Source organism: Stappia albiluteola, from assembly GCF_014050225.1.
GTDB classification, from domain to species: domain Bacteria; phylum Pseudomonadota; class Alphaproteobacteria; order Rhizobiales; family Stappiaceae; genus Hongsoonwoonella; species Hongsoonwoonella albiluteola.
This window is the reverse complement of record NZ_JACFXV010000034.1, coordinates 61,414-78,710: the sequence shown is the minus strand read 5'-3', so window position 1 is coordinate 78,710 and position 17,297 is coordinate 61,414. Positions and strand designations below refer to the sequence as shown.

Annotated in this window: 12 protein-coding genes; 8 read left to right on the top strand and 4 right to left on the bottom strand. The window is 63.4% G+C overall.

Annotated features, from left to right (window positions below; all coding sequences use genetic code 11):
* Nucleotides 1–54 precede the first annotated feature (54 nt).
* Both dnaJ and dnaK read right to left on the bottom strand, forming a co-directional pair.
* On the bottom strand, nucleotides 55–1,179 hold the full coding sequence (gene dnaJ / locus H2509_RS02875) for a molecular chaperone DnaJ (RefSeq protein WP_182162103.1): 1,125 nt from the start codon (nucleotides 1,177–1,179) through the stop codon (nucleotides 55–57).
* A gap of 195 nt (nucleotides 1,180–1,374) precedes the next feature.
* Nucleotides 1,375–3,300 (bottom strand): molecular chaperone DnaK, encoded by a 1,926-nt coding sequence (dnaK, locus tag H2509_RS02870; protein ID WP_182162101.1) that lies wholly within the window; start codon nucleotides 3,298–3,300, stop codon nucleotides 1,375–1,377.
* A 291-nt stretch (nucleotides 3,301–3,591) separates the two neighbouring features.
* On the opposite strand from dnaK, the gene H2509_RS02865 reads away from it, so the two are divergent.
* Nucleotides 3,592–4,233, top strand: coding sequence for an alpha-ketoglutarate-dependent dioxygenase AlkB family protein (locus tag H2509_RS02865; protein ID WP_182162099.1), 642 nt, complete (start codon nucleotides 3,592–3,594; stop codon nucleotides 4,231–4,233).
* On the opposite strand, the gene ubiB is transcribed toward H2509_RS02865, so the two are convergent.
* Both ubiB and ubiE read right to left on the bottom strand, forming a co-directional pair.
* Nucleotides 4,217–5,785 carry a 2-polyprenylphenol 6-hydroxylase gene (gene ubiB, locus H2509_RS02860; RefSeq protein ID WP_182162097.1) on the bottom strand — a complete coding sequence of 523 codons (1,569 nt, stop codon included), beginning with the start codon at nucleotides 5,783–5,785 and terminating at the stop codon, nucleotides 4,217–4,219. The two genes, H2509_RS02865 and ubiB, sit on opposite strands and share 17 nt — an antisense overlap.
* 5 nt (nucleotides 5,786–5,790) lie before the next feature.
* Nucleotides 5,791–6,540: a bifunctional demethylmenaquinone methyltransferase/2-methoxy-6-polyprenyl-1,4-benzoquinol methylase UbiE gene (gene ubiE / locus H2509_RS02855; protein ID WP_182162212.1), complete on the bottom strand. Its 750-nt coding sequence runs from the start codon at nucleotides 6,538–6,540 to the stop codon at nucleotides 5,791–5,793.
* Nucleotides 6,541–6,737: 197 nt separating this feature from the next.
* On the opposite strand from ubiE, the gene mutM reads away from it, so the two are divergent.
* From mutM to gyrB, 7 genes are all read left to right on the top strand, one after another.
* Complete coding sequence (mutM, locus tag H2509_RS02850) at nucleotides 6,738–7,631, top strand: bifunctional DNA-formamidopyrimidine glycosylase/DNA-(apurinic or apyrimidinic site) lyase (RefSeq protein WP_182162095.1); 894 nt, start codon at nucleotides 6,738–6,740, stop codon at nucleotides 7,629–7,631.
* Nucleotides 7,632–7,811: 180 nt separating this feature from the next.
* Nucleotides 7,812–8,585, top strand: coding sequence for an enoyl-CoA hydratase (locus tag H2509_RS02845; protein ID WP_182162093.1), 774 nt, complete (start codon nucleotides 7,812–7,814; stop codon nucleotides 8,583–8,585).
* 190 nt (nucleotides 8,586–8,775) lie between these two features.
* Nucleotides 8,776–9,042, top strand: coding sequence for a 30S ribosomal protein S20 (rpsT, locus tag H2509_RS02840; protein ID WP_182162091.1), 267 nt, complete (start codon nucleotides 8,776–8,778; stop codon nucleotides 9,040–9,042).
* Nucleotides 9,043–10,318: 1,276 nt separating this feature from the next.
* Nucleotides 10,319–11,809, top strand: coding sequence for a chromosomal replication initiator protein DnaA (gene dnaA / locus H2509_RS02835; protein WP_182162089.1), 1,491 nt, complete (start codon nucleotides 10,319–10,321; stop codon nucleotides 11,807–11,809).
* 249 nt (nucleotides 11,810–12,058) lie between these two features.
* A complete protein-coding gene (gene dnaN / locus H2509_RS02830; protein WP_182162210.1) occupies nucleotides 12,059–13,177 on the top strand; it encodes a DNA polymerase III subunit beta in 1,119 nt (372 codons plus the stop codon).
* A gap of 33 nt (nucleotides 13,178–13,210) precedes the next feature.
* Complete coding sequence (gene recF / locus H2509_RS02825; protein WP_182162087.1) at nucleotides 13,211–14,335, top strand: DNA replication/repair protein RecF; 1,125 nt, start codon at nucleotides 13,211–13,213, stop codon at nucleotides 14,333–14,335.
* Between the two features lie 320 nt (nucleotides 14,336–14,655).
* Nucleotides 14,656–17,109 (top strand): DNA topoisomerase (ATP-hydrolyzing) subunit B, encoded by a 2,454-nt coding sequence (gyrB, locus tag H2509_RS02820; protein WP_182162085.1) that lies wholly within the window; start codon nucleotides 14,656–14,658, stop codon nucleotides 17,107–17,109.
* Nucleotides 17,110–17,297: the final 188 nt, after the last annotated feature.

Genomic DNA, 17,297 nt, shown 5'->3' with positions numbered 1-17,297 from the left:
AATCGGCAGGGTACAGGCTTGACGCACGAGATGGCAAATTGATGGCGAAATCCGCTAACTACCTAGATTATCTAGAAAATCCTTAACTCTGGAAAAGAATCCGTGTGACTCCGGATGCGTGGCACCGGAGGATTCCTGCTCGAATTCGGCCAAAAGCTCACGCTGCCTCTTGGTGAGGTTCGTCGGCGTTTCGACCGTGACCTGGATATACAGGTCGCCGAATTGCGCCGTCCGCAACACCGGCATGCCCTTGCCCTTGAGGCGGAACTGCTTGCCGGTCTGACTGCCTTCGGGAACCTTGACGCGGGTCGGCGCGCCTTCGAGCGTCGGCACGTCGAACTGCCCGCCAAGCGCCGCCGTCGTCATGGAAATCGGCACGCGGCAGAAGAGGTCCGCGCCATCGCGCTGGAAGAAGGCGTGCGGCTTGATGGACAGGAAGATATAGAGATCGCCCGGAGGACCGCCGCGCAGGCCCGCCTCGCCCTCGCCGCCGAGCCGGATGCGGGTGCCATCCTCTATGCCGGCCGGAATGTTGACCGAGAGCGTCCGGTTCTGGGTCTTGCGGCCGGATCCGCCGCAGGTCCCGCAGGGGTCGGAAATCACCTGCCCACGTCCCTGACAGGTGGGACAAGTCCGCTCCAGCGTGAAGAAGCCCTGTGCGGCACGCACGCGGCCGGCCCCACCGCAAGTGCGGCAGTTGGTGGGCTGGGTGCCGGGCTTGGCGCCGCTGCCGGAACAGGCGTCACAGGTGATCGAAGTCGGCACCTCGATCTCCACCGCCTTGCCCGTGTAGGCTTCTTCAAGCGTAATCTCGAGATTGTAGCGCAGATCCGCACCGCGCTCGCGCCCGTTCGAACGGCGGCTGGAACCCATGCCGAAGAATTCGTCGAAAATATCCGACATCGCGGACGCGAAATCGTTGCCGTGACCACGACCGCCGCCAAATCCGCCATTCTCGAACGCGGCATGGCCGAAGCGGTCGTAAGCGGCGCGCTTTTGCGCATCCTTCAACGTGTCATAGGCTTCGTTGACTTCCTTGAACTGGGCCTCGGCCGAGGCGTCGCCCGGATTGCGATCCGGGTGGAACTTCATGGCGAGCTTGCGATAGGCGCTCTTCAGCTCCTTCTCGTCCGCTTCGCGGCCAACGCCGAGCACTTCGTAGAAATCACGTTTTTCCATGAATTCATTCACCTGAATTCAGCACGACACCCGCGGGATCCCCACCGTTCGCGGCGGTAAGCCCGCGCCGCCTTTCCAACGGCGCGGGCTCAGCCTTCTTAAACGAAACGGATCGAAAAGCGCACTGTCATAGCGGGCCATTTTCGAAAGGAACCGGCGCCAGGTTGCCCCGGCGCCGGCTCGAACAGGCCTCGATCAGGCCGACTTCTTATCGTCCTCGTCCCGGACTTCCTCGAAATCGGCATCGACGACATCTTCATCCTTGCGCGAAGCGTCGTCACCGCCCTCGCCGGTGGAAGCATCCGCCTCTTCCGACTGGGCCTGCTTGTACATGGCCTCGCCAAGCTTCATCGAAGCTTCGGCAAGCGACTGCGTCTTGGACTGGATGGCCTCAAGGTCCTCGCCCTCAAGCGCGGATTTGAGATCAGCGATCGCCGCTTCGATCGCGTCCTTCTCGGCCGAAGAAACCTTGTCGCCATAGTCCTTCACGGACTTCTCGGCCGAATGGACCAGAGCCTCGCCCTGGTTCCTCGCCTCGACCAGCTCCTTGCGCTTGCGGTCTTCGTCCGCATGCGCCTCGGCATCCTTGATCATCTTGTCGATGTCGGCGTCCGACAGGCCGCCGGAAGCCTGGATGCGGATCTGCTGTTCCTTGCCCGTGCCCTTGTCCTTGGCCGAGACATTGACGATGCCGTTGGCGTCGATGTCGAATGTGACCTCGACCTGCGGCACGCCGCGCGGCGCCGGCGGAATGCCGACGAGATCGAACTGGCCAAGCATCTTGTTGTCGGCCGCCATCTCGCGCTCACCCTGGAAGACGCGGATCGTCACCGCCGTCTGATTGTCCTCGGCGGTAGAGAAGACCTGGCTCTTCTTGGTCGGGATCGTCGTGTTGCGGTCGATCAGACGGGTAAAGACGCCGCCCAGCGTCTCGATGCCGAGCGACAGCGGCGTGACATCGAGAAGCAGCACGTCCTTGACGTCGCCCTGGAGCACACCGGCCTGGATCGCCGCACCCATGGCGACAACCTCGTCCGGGTTCACGCCCTTGTGCGGCTCCTTGCCGAAGAAGGTCTTCACCACTTCCTGGATCTTGGGCATGCGCGTCATGCCGCCGACGAGCACGACCTCGTCGATCTGGCCGGCCGCCAGGCCCGCATCCTTCAGCGCCGCCTTGCACGGCTCGATGGTGCGCTGGACCAGATCATCGACCAACTGCTCGAACTTGGCGCGCGTCAGCTTCATGGTCAGGTGCTTGGGACCGGACGCATCGGCGGTAATGAAGGGCAGGTTGATCTCTGTCTGCGACGAGGAAGAAAGCTCGATCTTCGCCTTCTCCGCCGCTTCCTTCAGGCGCTGCAGGGCGAGCTTGTCGGCCTTCAGGTCGATGCCCTGCTCCTTCTTGAACTCCGCAGCCAGATAGTCGACGAGGCGCATGTCGAAGTCCTCGCCGCCGAGGAACGTGTCGCCGTTCGTCGACTTCACCTCGAAAACGCCATCGCCGATTTCCAGCACCGACACGTCGAAGGTGCCGCCGCCGAGATCATAGACGGCGATCGTCTTGCCTTCGTTCTTCTCAAGCCCGTAGGCGAGCGCGGCGGCCGTCGGCTCGTTGATGATGCGCAGCACCTCGAGACCCGCGATCTTGCCGGCATCCTTGGTGGCCTGACGCTGAGCGTCGTTGAAATAGGCGGGAACCGTAATGACGGCCTGCGTGACCGTTTCGCCGAGATAGGCTTCGGCGGTTTCCTTCATCTTCTGCAGGATGAAGGCGGAAACCTGCGACGGCGAATATTTCTGCGAATTGGCCTGGACCCATGCATCGCCATTGTCGGCCTTGACGATCTCGTAGGGAACGAGGGCCTTGTCCTTGGCGACCGTCGGATCCTCGTAGCGGCGACCGATCAGGCGCTTGACGGCAAAGAGGGTCCCGGTCGGATTGGTGACGGCCTGGCGCTTCGCCGGCTGGCCGACGAGACGCTCGCCATCGTCGGAGAAGGCGACCATCGAGGGCGTGGTGCGCGCGCCTTCCGCATTCTCAATCACTTTCGCGGCCTTGCCGTCCATGACGGCGACGCAGGAATTGGTTGTACCGAGGTCGATGCCGATGACCTTTGCCATAATATCCTCTCTTTCCAGCAGACCGACCGGACCCGTTGCGGCATCCAGACGGCCCCCATTCACGTTTTGATGTGCTCCCGGCAGCCGCCTGCCAAATGGCAGGAAAACGCGGGATGCTGAACGTGAACGGTATATAAGTTGGCGGCTGGCGCCTCGCAAGACGAGCGCAAGGCGCTTCTTGCGTTGATTTGGACAACAGGGCTTAACGCTTCCTTGCCGAGGAGTCCACCAAGTGGCGGAACGGGAGGCAGTTCACTACGATCCTCCATATATAAAGAGACAGTTCAGGGGATGGCGTCGAGCTTGAAGTTACATCCGAGCGGGAACGGGCTGCGATTTCTGCCCGGCTATTTCGACCGGCAGGCGCAGGAAAGCCTTGTCGGGGAAATCAGGCAGGCGATCGCGCAGGCGCCGCTCTTCCAGCCGGTGATGCCGCGTACCGGCAAGGCGTTTTCCGTGCGCATGTCGAATTGCGGGCCGCTCGGCTGGGTATCGGATATCGATGGCTATCGCTATCAGCCGCACCATCCAGACAGCGGACGGACCTGGCCGCCGATACCGCAGCGCCTGCTGGATCTGTGGGAGGACGTTGCAGCCGGCGCGCCCGAACCGGAAGCCTGCCTCATCAATTTCTATGCACCTGGCGCCCGGATGGGCCTGCATCAGGACCGCGACGAGGAAGATTTATCTGCCCCCGTTGTCTCCGTGTCGCTGGGCGATACCGCGGTCTTTCGCGTCGGTGGCACGAACCGCAAGGACCCCACCACATCGATGAAGCTCGCCTCCGGCGACGTGGTGGTGCTGGGCGGTAACGCAAGGCTCGCCTTTCACGGCATCGACCGGGTTCTGGCGGGCACCTCGACGCTGCTTGCCAATGGCGGCCGCCTCAACCTGACGCTCAGGCGGGTCACGCCGGTCAGACAAGAAGGGTAAGCGCGATTAGCGCGGCAATGACCCACAGCGCCGCGCGGCCGGAGCGGGTGTGGCGAGCCTCCGCCTTGCCGATCGCCTCCGCCGTCTCCGGGTCGAAACGCAGGCCACGCTCGGCCATGCGCTCGAAATCGGCAGAAAGCCTGCCGATGCGCTCGGCAAAGATCGGCAGGTCGGTGGCGATGCGGCCGAGCGCCGAAAGCCCGCCGGCAACATCCTGCAGGCGACCGGCGGGCCCGAGATTGTGCTCGATCCAGCTGCGCACCACCGGTTCGGACGTCCGCCACATGTCGAGATGCGGGTCGAGCGTGCGGGCGACGCCCTCCACCACCACCATCGTTTTCTGCAGCATGATGAGCTGGGTCTGGGTGTGCATGTTGAAAAGCTCGGTCACCTCCAGAAGCTGGGTTAGCAGCCTCGCCATGGAGATTTCCGACGCGTCGTGACCGTGGATGGGCTCGCCGATCGCCCGGATCGCCTGGGCGAACAGATCGACATCCTGATCGCCGGGCACATAGCCCGCTTCGAAATGCACCTCCGCCACGCGTTTGTAGTTGCGGGTGATGAATCCGTAGAGGATCTCGGCGAGGAAGCGACGCTCGGCCCGCGACAAGCGGCCCATGATGCCGAAATCGACGGCGACCAGCGTACCGTCCGCCTCCACGAAAAGATTGCCCTGGTGCATATCGGCATGGAAAAAGCCGTCGCGCACGGCATGGCGCAGGAAGGACTGGATGATGGAAGCGCCAAGGGCGGGAAGGTCGTGACCGTCCTCTGCGAGGCCCTCGACGTCGGACAGTTTGCGGCCGTCGATCCATTCAAGCGTCAGGACCGACTTCGCCGTACGCGTCCAGTCGACCGCCGGCACGCGGAAGCCGGGATCATCGCGCGTGTTCTCCGCCATTTCCGACAAAGCCGCCGCTTCGAGGCGGAAATCCATCTCAAGCTCGACGGAACGGGCAAGGGTGTCCACCACCGCAATCGGCCGCAACCGCCTGGACGGACGATGCAGCTTTTCGGCCAGGCGGGCGACGGCATAAAAGCCGTCGAGATCACGCCTGAAGCGGCTGGCCACCCCCGGCCGCAGCACCTTGACGGCGACCCGCCTGACCTCGCCGTCTCGGTCCAGCACCTTCGCTTCGTGGACCTGGGCAATGGACGCCGCGGCAACCGCCTCGCCGAATTCGACGAAGACCTCGTCGATCGGCCGGCCAAGCTGCTCGGCAACCACCTTGCGGGCCTCTTCGACCGGGAAGGCCGGCAGCTTGTCCTGAAGGGCTGCAAGCTCGCGCGCCACGTCCCTGCCGACCACGTCGGCACGCGTGGCCAGAAACTGGCCGAGCTTCACATAGGACGGCCCGAGCCTGGTCAGGGCGTCGGTCAGCCGCCGATCCGCCGGCTTGGTGCGCACCGAACGGCGCTCCAGCAGGCGCACGAGTTTCAGCGCGAAATGCGGCCCCGGCGGCAGGTCCGGCAGGTCGAACATGCCGAACACGCCCTCGCGGGCCATCACGTAGCCGGCCCGGGCAAGCCGAAAAAGGGCGGTAAGGGCCATCGGCGTCAGATCTTCCAGCCGCTATGCAGGCAGGCGATGCCGCCGGTGTAATTGCGGTAGGTCACCCGCGAGAAGCCGGCGTCGCGGATCATCTGGGCGAAGCGCTCCTGATGCGGGAACTTGCGAATCGATTCCACCAGGTAGCGGTAAGGCTCCCCGTCACCGGCGACCGCCTGGCCGATGGCCGGGATCGCGTTGAAGGAATAAGCGTCGTAGATGCGGTCCAGGAACGGAATGTCGACCTGCGAGAATTCAAGCACCAGCAGCCTGCCGCCGCGCTTCAGCACGCGGAAGGCCTCGGTGAGCGCGCGATCGATATGCGGCACGTTGCGAATGCCGAAAGCGATCGTGTAGGCGTCGAAATGGCCCGCGGGAAAGGGAAGTGATTCCGCGTTGCCTTCGACAAAACGGACATATTCGGAAAGGCCGGCCTTCGCCGCCCGGTCGCGGCCAACCGACAGCATCGATCCGTTGATGTCGCAGACCACGGCATGCGCCGTGTTGCCGGAGCGTTCGACGATGCGCATGGCAACGTCGCCAGTGCCGCCGGCAACGTCCAGCACCTTGAACCCGCGTCCGGCCGATTTCGGCGGCGCCAGCGTGGACACCATCGCATCCTTCCAGACGCGATGCAGGCCAGCCGACATCAGGTCGTTCATGATGTCGTAGCGGCGCGCGACCTTGTGGAAGACATCGTTGACCAGCGGCTGCTTGTCGCCATCCGCGACGGTCCTGAAGCCGAAGCTCGTCGCCATCTCCGGACCTTGCGTGCGTCCGCCCGCCGAACCGGGATCACCGTTTGCAACCATGCCTGTTCTCCTTTTCGCGGCGGACCATAATATATAGCGCGCATGGAAGAAACGCCGCCCGACGCCACACCCGCCACAAGGCGGAGGCGGGCGAGCGCTCCTCATGCCCTTTGATCTCGCCCGATGCAAGGACCTGCACCTGAATGCCTGAATTACCCGAGGTGGAAACCGTTCGGCGCGGCCTTGCGCCAAGCTTCGAAGGCGCGCGGCTGGAACGCGTCGAACAGCGCCGCGCCAACCTGCGCTTTCCCTTTCCCGACGCCTTTGCCGAGCGGCTGGAAGGCCGGAAGGTCACGAGCCTCGGTCGGCGGTCGAAATACCTGATGGCCGATCTCGACGATCAGACCATCCTCGTCATGCATCTCGGCATGTCGGGCTCCTTCCGCATCGAAGCGGAAGCGACGAAGGCGATCGGCCCCTTCTTCCACGAAAAGTCCAAGGATCCGCGCCACGACCATGTGGTCTTTCACCTGGCGCCGCCGCCGGGCCATGCCGCGCTGCGCATCGTCTACAACGACCCGCGCCGCTTCGGCTTCATGACCCTGGTGGAGCGCGGCGAACTGGAGCGCCATCCGCTCTTCGAAAGGCTTGGCGTCGAGCCGACCGGCAACGAATTCAATGCCGACCTCCTCGCCCGCCTGTTCGCCGGCAGGAAGAGCCCGCTGAAGGCCACCCTGCTCGACCAGCATCTGATCGCGGGGCTCGGCAATATATATGTGTGCGAGGCGCTCCACCGCGCGGATCTTTCACCGAAGGATCCCGCCGCCAGCCTCGTCACCGCGAAGGGCAGGCCGACGAAGGGCGCCGAGCGCCTGGCCGAGGCCGTCAGGAGCGTCATTGCCGAAGCGATCGAGGCGGGAGGCTCGTCGCTGCGCGACCACCGGCAGGCCGACGGCACGCTCGGCTATTTCCAGCATCGCTTCGCCGTCTACGGCCGGGAAGGCGAGGAATGCCGCAAACCGGCCTGTTCCGGCACCATCGAACGACTGGTGCAGTCGGGCCGCTCCACATTCTATTGCCCGGTGTGCCAGGGATAGGAGCGCAAGCGTCCGGCCGCCCCCCGCCATTCGGTCAGGGGTGGTTGCGGGGCAATTGGCCTTGGGCTACGCCTGATGCGCAAGAATTCGCCGACAGAAGACCGTCGCTCCATATCAGGGCGAGGTCCGTCCTTGAGAACTCGCCCGCGCGGAAGCGGCGGGCCGACTGGGGGAGGTTTCATGGCATACAACAACATCATCGTCGAGAAGCGCGGCAAGGTGGGGCTCATCACGCTCAACCGGCCGAAGGCGCTCAACGCCCTGAACTCGGAACTGATCGGCGAACTGAACGAGGCCCTCGCCAAGTTCGAGAAGGACGACAAGACGGGCTGCGTGGTGCTGACGGGCTCCGAAAAGGCATTCGCCGCGGGCGCCGATATCAAGGAAATGAGCTCGCTCACCTATATCGACGCCTACAAGAACGACTTCATCACCAGCTGGGATTACGTTTCGCGGTTCCGCAAGCCCATCATCGCCGCCGTTGCCGGTTACGCGCTCGGCGGCGGCTGCGAACTTGCCATGATGTGCGATTTCATCCTGGCGGCGGACAATGCCCGCTTCGGCCAGCCGGAAATCACCCTTGGCGTCATGCCGGGCGCCGGCGGTACCCAGCGCCTGACCCGTTTCGTCGGCAAGTCCAAGGCGATGGAAATGTGCCTGACGGGCCGCACGATGGACGCCGCCGAAGCCGAGCGCTCCGGCCTTGCAAGCCGCGTGGTGCCGCTCGACGAATTGCTGGAGGAAGCCCTCAAGGTCGCCGAGAAGATCGCCGATTACTCGCTGCCCATCGCCATGATGACCAAGGAAAGCGTCAACCGCGCCTATGAGACGACGCTGGCGGAGGGCGTGCGCTTCGAGCGTCGGGTTTTCCATTCCATGTTCGCCAGCGAGGACCAGAAGGAAGGCATGGCTGCCTTCGTGGAAAAGCGCGCTCCGCAATTCCGCAACAAGTAGCCGGTCTCGCGCAGGAAACGCGTTGACGGCGGCAACCGGCACCACTATAAGCACCGCTTGATCGGTGGCAGGTCGGCCTGCCGCCGTTTTCGTTTCACTTCGATTGACCGGGGCGGCTTGCGGCGGCCTCGCATGCGATCGGAACCGCAAGTTCCACGCTCAAAGCCCGAGTAGGGGATCAGGACAGACCATGGCCAACACCTCTTCGGCCAAGAAGGCGACGCGCAAGATCGCTCGCCGCACGGCCATCAACAAGGCCCGTCGCAGCCGCGTGCGCACCTTCCTGCGCGCCGTGGAGGAAGCAATCGCTTCCGGCGATCAGACGGCCGCGAACACCGCCTTCAAGCAGGCGCAACCGGAAATCATGCGCGCAGTCACCAAGGGCGTGTTCCACAAGAACATGGCAGCGCGGAAAGTTTCCCGCCTCAATGCCCGCATCAAGGCGCTTCAGGCCTAAAGTTCAAATTTTGAATTACTGAAAAGCCCGGCCATTGGCCGGGCTTTTTTGTTTAGTTTCTTGTTTAGCCGACGAAACCGTACCCTACGCTATCCGACTAAAGACTGATGCCGAAGACAGGAAATTATCAGAAAATCCGGGTGACACTATTTTTCTATATTTTTCATTGGCTTAGCCCTATGTCCCCAAGTATGGACTGAGCAAAAGCGGATTCGGCAGGAGTCAAGACGGCGTCGAAATAATTTTTTTTGGGCCTGTTACATAAAGTGGGAATCAACCCTGCCATGTCCAAAAAACCTTGAGTCAAAATACATTCCGCAGGCCTCGCCAGAAGAGGGGCGTTGTCGTCAGGCCACAGCCCCGCGCAACGTTAAGATTTTAGTAACCATACGCTGTTGCGACCCCCAACCCGCCTGTGTATTGTCATCTCCATCGGGCGGTCGCCCGGACCAATCGTAAAACAGAAACAAAAGAGCCTGTGAAAGAGCAATGGTTAACTATTGCCGAACTATAGAGAGACCGAGACCATTCGGCCAATCTGACAGGCCTGCCTACAGTGGGCGTTCTTCACTGCGGGGGACTAACCCGCCACTAGCCGGCGGGTAATAATCATAAAAACAAACGGCGTTGAACTTGCTGGATTTACTTCAGCAAGAAGGGGGCACTGTGTCATATAAACAATCAACAGCAAATGCGGGGGACGGCGACGCTAAGACAGCCTGCAAGGCTTTCTGCGACACATCGAAGACCCGCTCTCTCCATTCGCACGAGATCGCGAATTGGTATTTCTCCAACGCCCGGACTTCATTCGAGGTCCACGGCAGAGCCCTTTCCGCCGCCCGGCGGAACCTGCATGCAGTCGCTTCTCCGGGACATGCCCTGGAAACCTTGTTGCAGGATCTCTTCAAAGAAGGGCTTGACCATGACGGCTCAATCGATTTTCTGTGCCGGTCCGGCGCGAGGGCCCGATCGGCAGCACCTGCTGCGGAAGAAACCGGTCTTTCGCGCCACTCGATCGTGATGGGTGGCCCCCAGCCCCTGCCTCGCAAGGCAGGACGCCAAGGGGCAGGGATTGCACGGAGGGCGCCACGCCTTCCGGGCTCGCAAAGCTAGCCCAACCAGCAATACGCCAGAAGGTGCGCGCGCGACGGAGAGGTCCGTCACGGTGGCTTCTTTTGCGCAAAAAGACACAAACCAGGCCGCACATGCGGCTGAGGCATTTTTATTCGGGACGGCTGCGGCGGTTCGTTCCCGACCAGATTTGGAGGCGAAAGCTATGGACCTTCAGGAAGTTCCGGGACCGGAGCAATGGGCAAGGGTCAAGAAGCGGCTTCGCGCGGAACTCGGCGAGGACGTTTTTGCGAGCTGGTTTGCTCGCGTGGACCTGGAAGGGCATGATGACGGCACCATCCGGCTTTCCGTTCCCACCCGCTTTCTGAAACAGTGGATCCAGTCGCATTACCGCGACCGGCTGATGGGACTTTGGAAGCGTGAATGCGGCGATGTTCACCGCATCGAACTGACGGTCCGCGGCGCGATCCGCCCGACCGTGCAGCGCGCCGCCACGGCCGCCACCGCCCCTGTCGCCGCCCGGAACCCGGTGCCCCGGCCGGCAGGGGACACCCGTCCGATCGCCATTGGCGAGGCAGTGCGCCCGGCCACAACGCCGGCGGTTCCGGCCGTGGCAGTTTCGGCGAAGCAGCCGGAATCTTCAGCTACAGCCTCCGATGGCCTCGACGGCGCGGCGCTCGATCCGAAATACACCTTCGGCTCGTTCGTTGAAGGCGATTCCAATGCACTGGCGCTCGCCGCCGCCCGGCAGGTTGCCGCGGGCGGGAAGGTGAATTTCAATCCGCTTTACCTGCATGCCTCCGTCGGCCTCGGCAAAACCCATCTGATGCAGGCTGTTGCGGCCCAGGCGAAGGCGGCCGGGCGGCGCGTGCTTTACCTGACCGCCGAGCATTTCATGTACCGCTTCGTGGCGGCGCTGAAGGCGCAATCCGCCCTCGCCTTCAAGGATACCTTGCGGGCGATCGACCTGCTGCTCATCGACGACATGCAATTCCTCCATGGCAAGCAGGTGCAGCAGGAGTTCTGCCATACGCTGAACGCGCTGATCGACAGCGCGCGCCAGGTGATCGTTGCCGCCGACCGCCCGCCGTCGGAACTGGAAACGCTCGACGACCGGGTCCGGTCGCGCCTTGCCGGCGGCCTGGTGGTTGCGATCGGCGATCCGGACTACAACCTGCGCCGCGCCATCCTGATGAGCCGTATCGAGACGGTGCGCGCCACCTACCCGAACTTCTCGATCCCCGAAGGCGTGCTGGACTACGTCGCCCGCAACATCACCGCCTCGGGCCGCGACCTGGAAGGCGCGCTGAACCGGCTGATCGCCCATAACCAGCTGACCGGCCAGCCGGTCACGCAGGAGATGGCCGAAACCACGCTTCGCGACCTCATCCGCGCTGTCGAGCCGCGCCGGGTGAAGATCGAGGATATCCAGCGTATCGTCTCCAAGCACTACAACGTGACCAAGGCCGACCTGCTTTCGGCCCGCCGCACGCGCACCATCGTGCGGCCGCGCCAGATCGCCATGTATCTCGCCAAGATCATGACCCCGCGCTCTCTTCCCGAGATCGGCCGCCGTTTCGGCAATCGCGATCACACCACCGTGCTGCATGCGGTTCGCAAGATCGAGGAACTGACCAAGGCGGATGCAACGCTGGCGCAGGAGATCGAACTGCTGAAGCGGATGCTCGACGCCTGAGGCGTAGAACGGCGACGAATTGCACGCGGCCGGCAGGCGGGACGAACCGCCGTCGGCCGTTTGCGCCTCAGTCCGGCCGTGAATGCGGGTATTCCTGCTTCCGAATAGAGCCGAAGGCCTTGCTTTTGGCCGGGCGAGCGGGCAGTGTCTTCGCCCCGCCCGGCGAAGCGGGCGGTGGGCCAAAGACCTAATTTTCCGGCTATGCGCCGTAACCGGCGCCGCAGCCGCAACTGGATGACGGACGACACTATGAAAGTGACGCTTGAGCGCTCGGACCTCCTGAAGTCCCTGACCCATGTCCACCGTGTCGTCGAGCGCAGGAACACCATTCCCATCCTCTCCAACGTGCTGTTGCGCTCGGATGGCGGCCAGCTGCGGTTGAAGGCGACCGATCTCGACCTGGAAGTGACGGAGACCGTCGCCGCACTCGTCGAGCGCCCCGGCGCGACGACCGTTCCCGCGCACATGATCTACGACATCGTGCGCAAACTGCCCGACGGCGCCCAGGTGCAACTTGAAACGTCGACGGACAACGCCACGCTCGATATCCGCGCCGGACGCTCGCGCTTTGCGCTGCAGATGCTGCCGGAATCCGACTTTCCCGACCTGACGGCGGGCGAATTCGGCCATGTCTTCACGCTGACCGCGCGCGACATCCGCCGGCTGATCGACTCCACCCAATTCGCGATCTCCACCGAGGAGACACGCTACTACCTCAACGGTATCTACCTGCACACGGTGCAGGGTGCGGGCGGCGACCGTTTCCGTGCGGTCGCCACCGACGGTCACCGCCTGGCGCAGGCCGAGATCCCGGCGCCTTCCGGCTCTGTCGGCATGCCGGGCGTCATCGTTCCCCGCAAGACGGTGGGCGAGATCCAGAAGCTTTTGGAAGACCCGGAAGCGGAAGTGCGGATCGAGATATCCGAAGCCAAGATCCGCATCACCACCGGCAACGTGGTTCTGACGTCGAAGCTGATCGACGGCACCTTCCCGGATTATGGCCGCGTCATCCCGCAGAACAATGACAAGCGCCTGCAGGTCGATCGCGACGAATTCCGCGAGGCAGTGGACCGCGTGTCGACCATTTCATCCGAGCGCGGTCGCGCGGTGAAGATGGCGCTTTCGGAAGGCCGGCTGGTACTGACCGTCGTCAATCCGGACTCCGGCAGCGCGACGGAAGAGCTCGCGGTCGACTATGAGGCCGAACCGCTGGAAATCGGCTTCAACTCCCGCTATCTCCTCGACATCGCGGCCCAGTTGCAGAAGGACACCGCGACCTTCCGTTTCGCCGATCCGGGTGCGCCGACGCTGATCCAGGACGATGGTGCGGAAGATGCGCTCTACGTCCTCATGCCGATGCGGGTTTGACGTTCGACGAAAGCCGCGGATAAGCGAGGCAGCATGGCTGAACCGACACCGGTTGCGCTGCGCCGGTTGAGCCTGACGCATTTTCGCAATTACGACGGCCTCACGCTCGACTTCGCCGCGCGGATGATCGCCTTCGTCGGCGAGAACGGCGCGGGAAAGACCAATCTGCTTGAAGCCATCTCGCTGCTATCGGCCGGACGGGGGCTCCGCCGCGCACCGCTGCCGGAACTCTGTCAGCGCGGCTGCGAGGATTTCGCGATCTCCGCGATCGTCGACGGCCCGTTTGGCGAAACGCGGCTCGGCACCGGCTTTGCGACCGGAGACGGCTCGCGCAAGGTGCGCATCGACGGCGAGGAAGCGCGTTCGTCGGAAGCGCTGCTTGACTATCTCCGCGTGCTCTGGCTGCTTCCTGCCATGGATGGCCTGTTTACCGGCCCGGCCGGCGACCGGCGGCGGTTCCTTGATCGGCTGGTTCTTGCGGTCGATCCGGGTCACGGCCGCCGGGTTGCCGATTTCGAGAAGGCGTTGCGCTCCAGAAACCGATTGCTGGAGGAAGGTGCATCCGCCGCCTATCTCGACGCGATTGAGGCACAGGTGGCGATGATCGGTGTCGCGGTTTCACTGGCGCGGCGCGAGACGGTCGATCTGCTGGCCAGGAGGTTGGCCGAGCAGGCAGCCCTCGACCTGCCGTTTCCGCAAGCCGAGGTCACACTTGAAGGCCCGTTCGAAGAAACCGCGGCAAGCCTTGCCGCTTCCGACCTTGAGGACCGCTACCGGTTGATGCTCGGCCAGGCGCGGTATCGCGACCGGGCCGCGGGACGCACCCTCGACGGGCCGCATCGCTCCGATCTCGCCGTGCTCCACGTCGCGAAAGCGATGCCGGCGGGAATGGCCTCAACCGGCGAGCAGAAGGCGCTTCTGATCGGCCTTGTACTGGCCCACGCCGAGCTTACGGCGAGCGTTTCCGGCATGACGCCGGTGCTGCTTCTGGACGAAATCGCCGCCCATCTCGACCCCAACCGGAGGAAGGCGCTTTTCGAACGCCTGGAGCGGCTGGGACTGCAAGTGTTCATGACCGGGACCGATCCGCTGCTGTTCGATCATTTGCCGGACGCCTCGCAGGTCTTCACAGTGGCCGAAAGCCGGATTGTCGGCTAGAAAGGCGCGTTGTCGCGCAGGAATCTTGCGGAAACAGGCACGACCGTCGGTTTGCCTTGCGGGTTCGGTCGGCGCGACACGGCAAAAAAGCCATGTTTTCCATGGAAAACCGGCATGAAAGAGGCCCTGCCGGGCTTGAGCATATCCCGACAAATCTGAATCGGATTTGGCGGGAGATGCTCCGGATATTGATCCTGGAGCAACTTCCTACGGCGAAAGCGGTTCCGCTTTCGTGGAAAGCGCTCCAGGCCGGTTGAAGGGGGCGCCAGAGCCCGTATAACCGGGAAGAGCCTCTTCTTGCGAAGGATGAAGTGATTCGGATGAGCGATACACCGACCTCCGGCGAAGGCATGCCCGAAGCGGCGAATGGCGCCAGCGACTACGGCGCGGAATCCATCAAGGTCCTCAAGGGCCTTGATGCCGTCCGCAAGCGGCCCGGCATGTATATCGGCGACACCGATGACGGTTCCGGCCTGCACCACATGGTCTACGAGGTGGTCGACAACGCCATCGACGAGGCGCTGGCCGGCCACGCCGATCTCGTTACCGTGACGCTCAATGCCGACGGGTCGGTGACGGTCACCGACAACGGCCGCGGTATCCCGACCGACATCCATTCCGGTGAAGGCGTATCTGCGGCCGAGGTCATCATGACCCAGCTGCACGCCGGCGGTAAGTTCGACCAGAATTCCTACAAGGTCTCCGGCGGTCTGCACGGCGTCGGCGTATCGGTGGTGAACGCCCTGTCCACCTGGCTCGACCTGCGCATCTATCGAAGCGGCAGCGAGCACTTCATGCGCTTCCGCAATGGCGATCCGGAATCCCCGCTTGCCGTCGTCGGCAAGGCCGAAGGCAGGACGGGCACGGAAGTCACCTTCCTCCCTTCGCCGGCAACCTTCACGCGTACCGAATTCGACTATGCGACGCTCGAGCACCGTCTGCGCGAGCTTGCCTTCCTCAACTCCGGCGTGCGCATCGTCTTGACCGACGACCGCGGCGTGGAGCAGCGGCGCGAGGAACTGCACTACGAGGGCGGACTGGAAGCCTTCGTGCGCTATCTCGACCGCGCCAAGCATCCGCTGATCGAGAAGCCGATCTATATGCGCGCCGAAAAGGACGGCATCACCGTCGAGGCGGCCATGTGGTGGAACGACAGCTATCACGAGCAGGTGCTGTGCTTCACCAACAACATCCCACAGCGCGATGGCGGCACGCACCTGGCGGGTTTCCGGGGCGCACTGACGCGCCAGATAACCGGCTATGCGGACACGTCGGGCCTGCTCAAGAAGGAGAAGGTATCGCTGACCGGCGATGACTGCCGCGAAGGCCTGACCTGCGTGCTCTCCGTCAAGGTGCCGGATCCGAAGTTCTCCTCGCAGACCAAGGACAAGCTGGTGTCGTCCGAGGTTCGCCCCGTCGTCGAGAACATCGTCAATGCATCGCTTGCCGAGTGGCTTGAGGAAAACCCGGCCCCGGCCCGCACGCTGGTCTCCAAGGTGGTCGAGGCCGCGAGCGCGCGCGAAGCCGCCCGCAAGGCCCGCGAACTGACGCGCCGCAAGGGCGCTCTCGACATCGCCTCCCTGCCCGGCAAACTCGCGGACTGCCAGGAACGCGATCCTTCCAAGGCGGAACTCTTCCTGGTGGAGGGCGACTCGGCCGGCGGTTCCGCCAAACAGGGCCGCCACCGCGAGAACCAGGCAGTGCTGCCGCTGCGCGGCAAGATCCTGAACGTCGAGCGTGCGCGCTTCGACAAGATGCTTTCCTCCAACGAGATCGGCACGCTGATCACCGCGCTCGGCACCGGCATCGGCAAGGAAGAGTTCAACGTCGAAAAGCTGCGCTACCACAAGATCATCATCATGACGGACGCCGATGTCGACGGTGCCCATATCCGTACGCTGCTTTTGACCTTCTTCTTCCGCCAGATGCCCGACCTGATCGAGCGCGGCCACATTTTCATTGCCCAGCCGCCGCTTTACAAGGTCAAGCGCGGCCAGTCGGAGCAGTACCTGAAGGATCAGAAGGCACTCGAGGACTATCTGATCTCATCAGGCCTCGATGACGCGACACTGACGCTCGCTACAGGTGAGGTGCAGGCCGGTCCCGACCTGCTTGCGACGGTCGAGCGAGCCCGCAATATCGCCTCCATCCTCGATGGCCTGCATTCGCGCTACGACCGGGATACGGTCGAACAGGCGGCCATCGCGGGCGCCCTCAATCCGGAAGTGCTGCACGACCGCGAGAAAGCCACCGAGGCAGCACATTACATCGCGCGCCGCCTCGATATCCTGGCCGACGAGTTTGAACGCGGCTGGACAGGCGAAGCACATGACGACGGCTCGCTGCATTTCGAGCGCATCGTGCGCGGTGTGAAGGAAGTCTCGATCATCGACGCCGCCTTGCTCGGCTCGGCGGACGCACGCAAGCTCAATGCCCAGGCGGAACACCTGCAGGCCAACTACATCAAGGCGGCCAAGCTCATCCGGCGCGATATCGCCACGGAGATCCGCGGACCCAGAGCCCTGCTGGATGCCGTCTTTGCCGCCGGACGCCGCGGCATCTCGCTGCAGCGCTACAAGGGCCTGGGCGAGATGAACCCCGACCAGCTCTGGGAAACGACGCTCGATCCGAACGTGCGCTCTCTGCTGCAGGTGAAGGTCAAGGAGGCGGACGACGCCGACGACATCTTCACCAAGCTGATGGGCGACGACGTCGATCCGCGCCGCGAGTTCATCCAGGAAAACGCGCTGGCCGTGGCCAATCTCGACGTTTGACGCAGGCGCATCTGGATGATGCGACTTCCATTGGCGGGAAACACATGACGGCCGGGCAGCAATGTCCGGCCGCATTGCGTTGATCAGCAGAACCCGACGAATTCGCCCGAATTGTCCTATCGATTAAATCGCGATCCGCCGTGCGGAGGGCGATTGCTCTATTTACGCAGCGGATTCCAGCGGAAGAG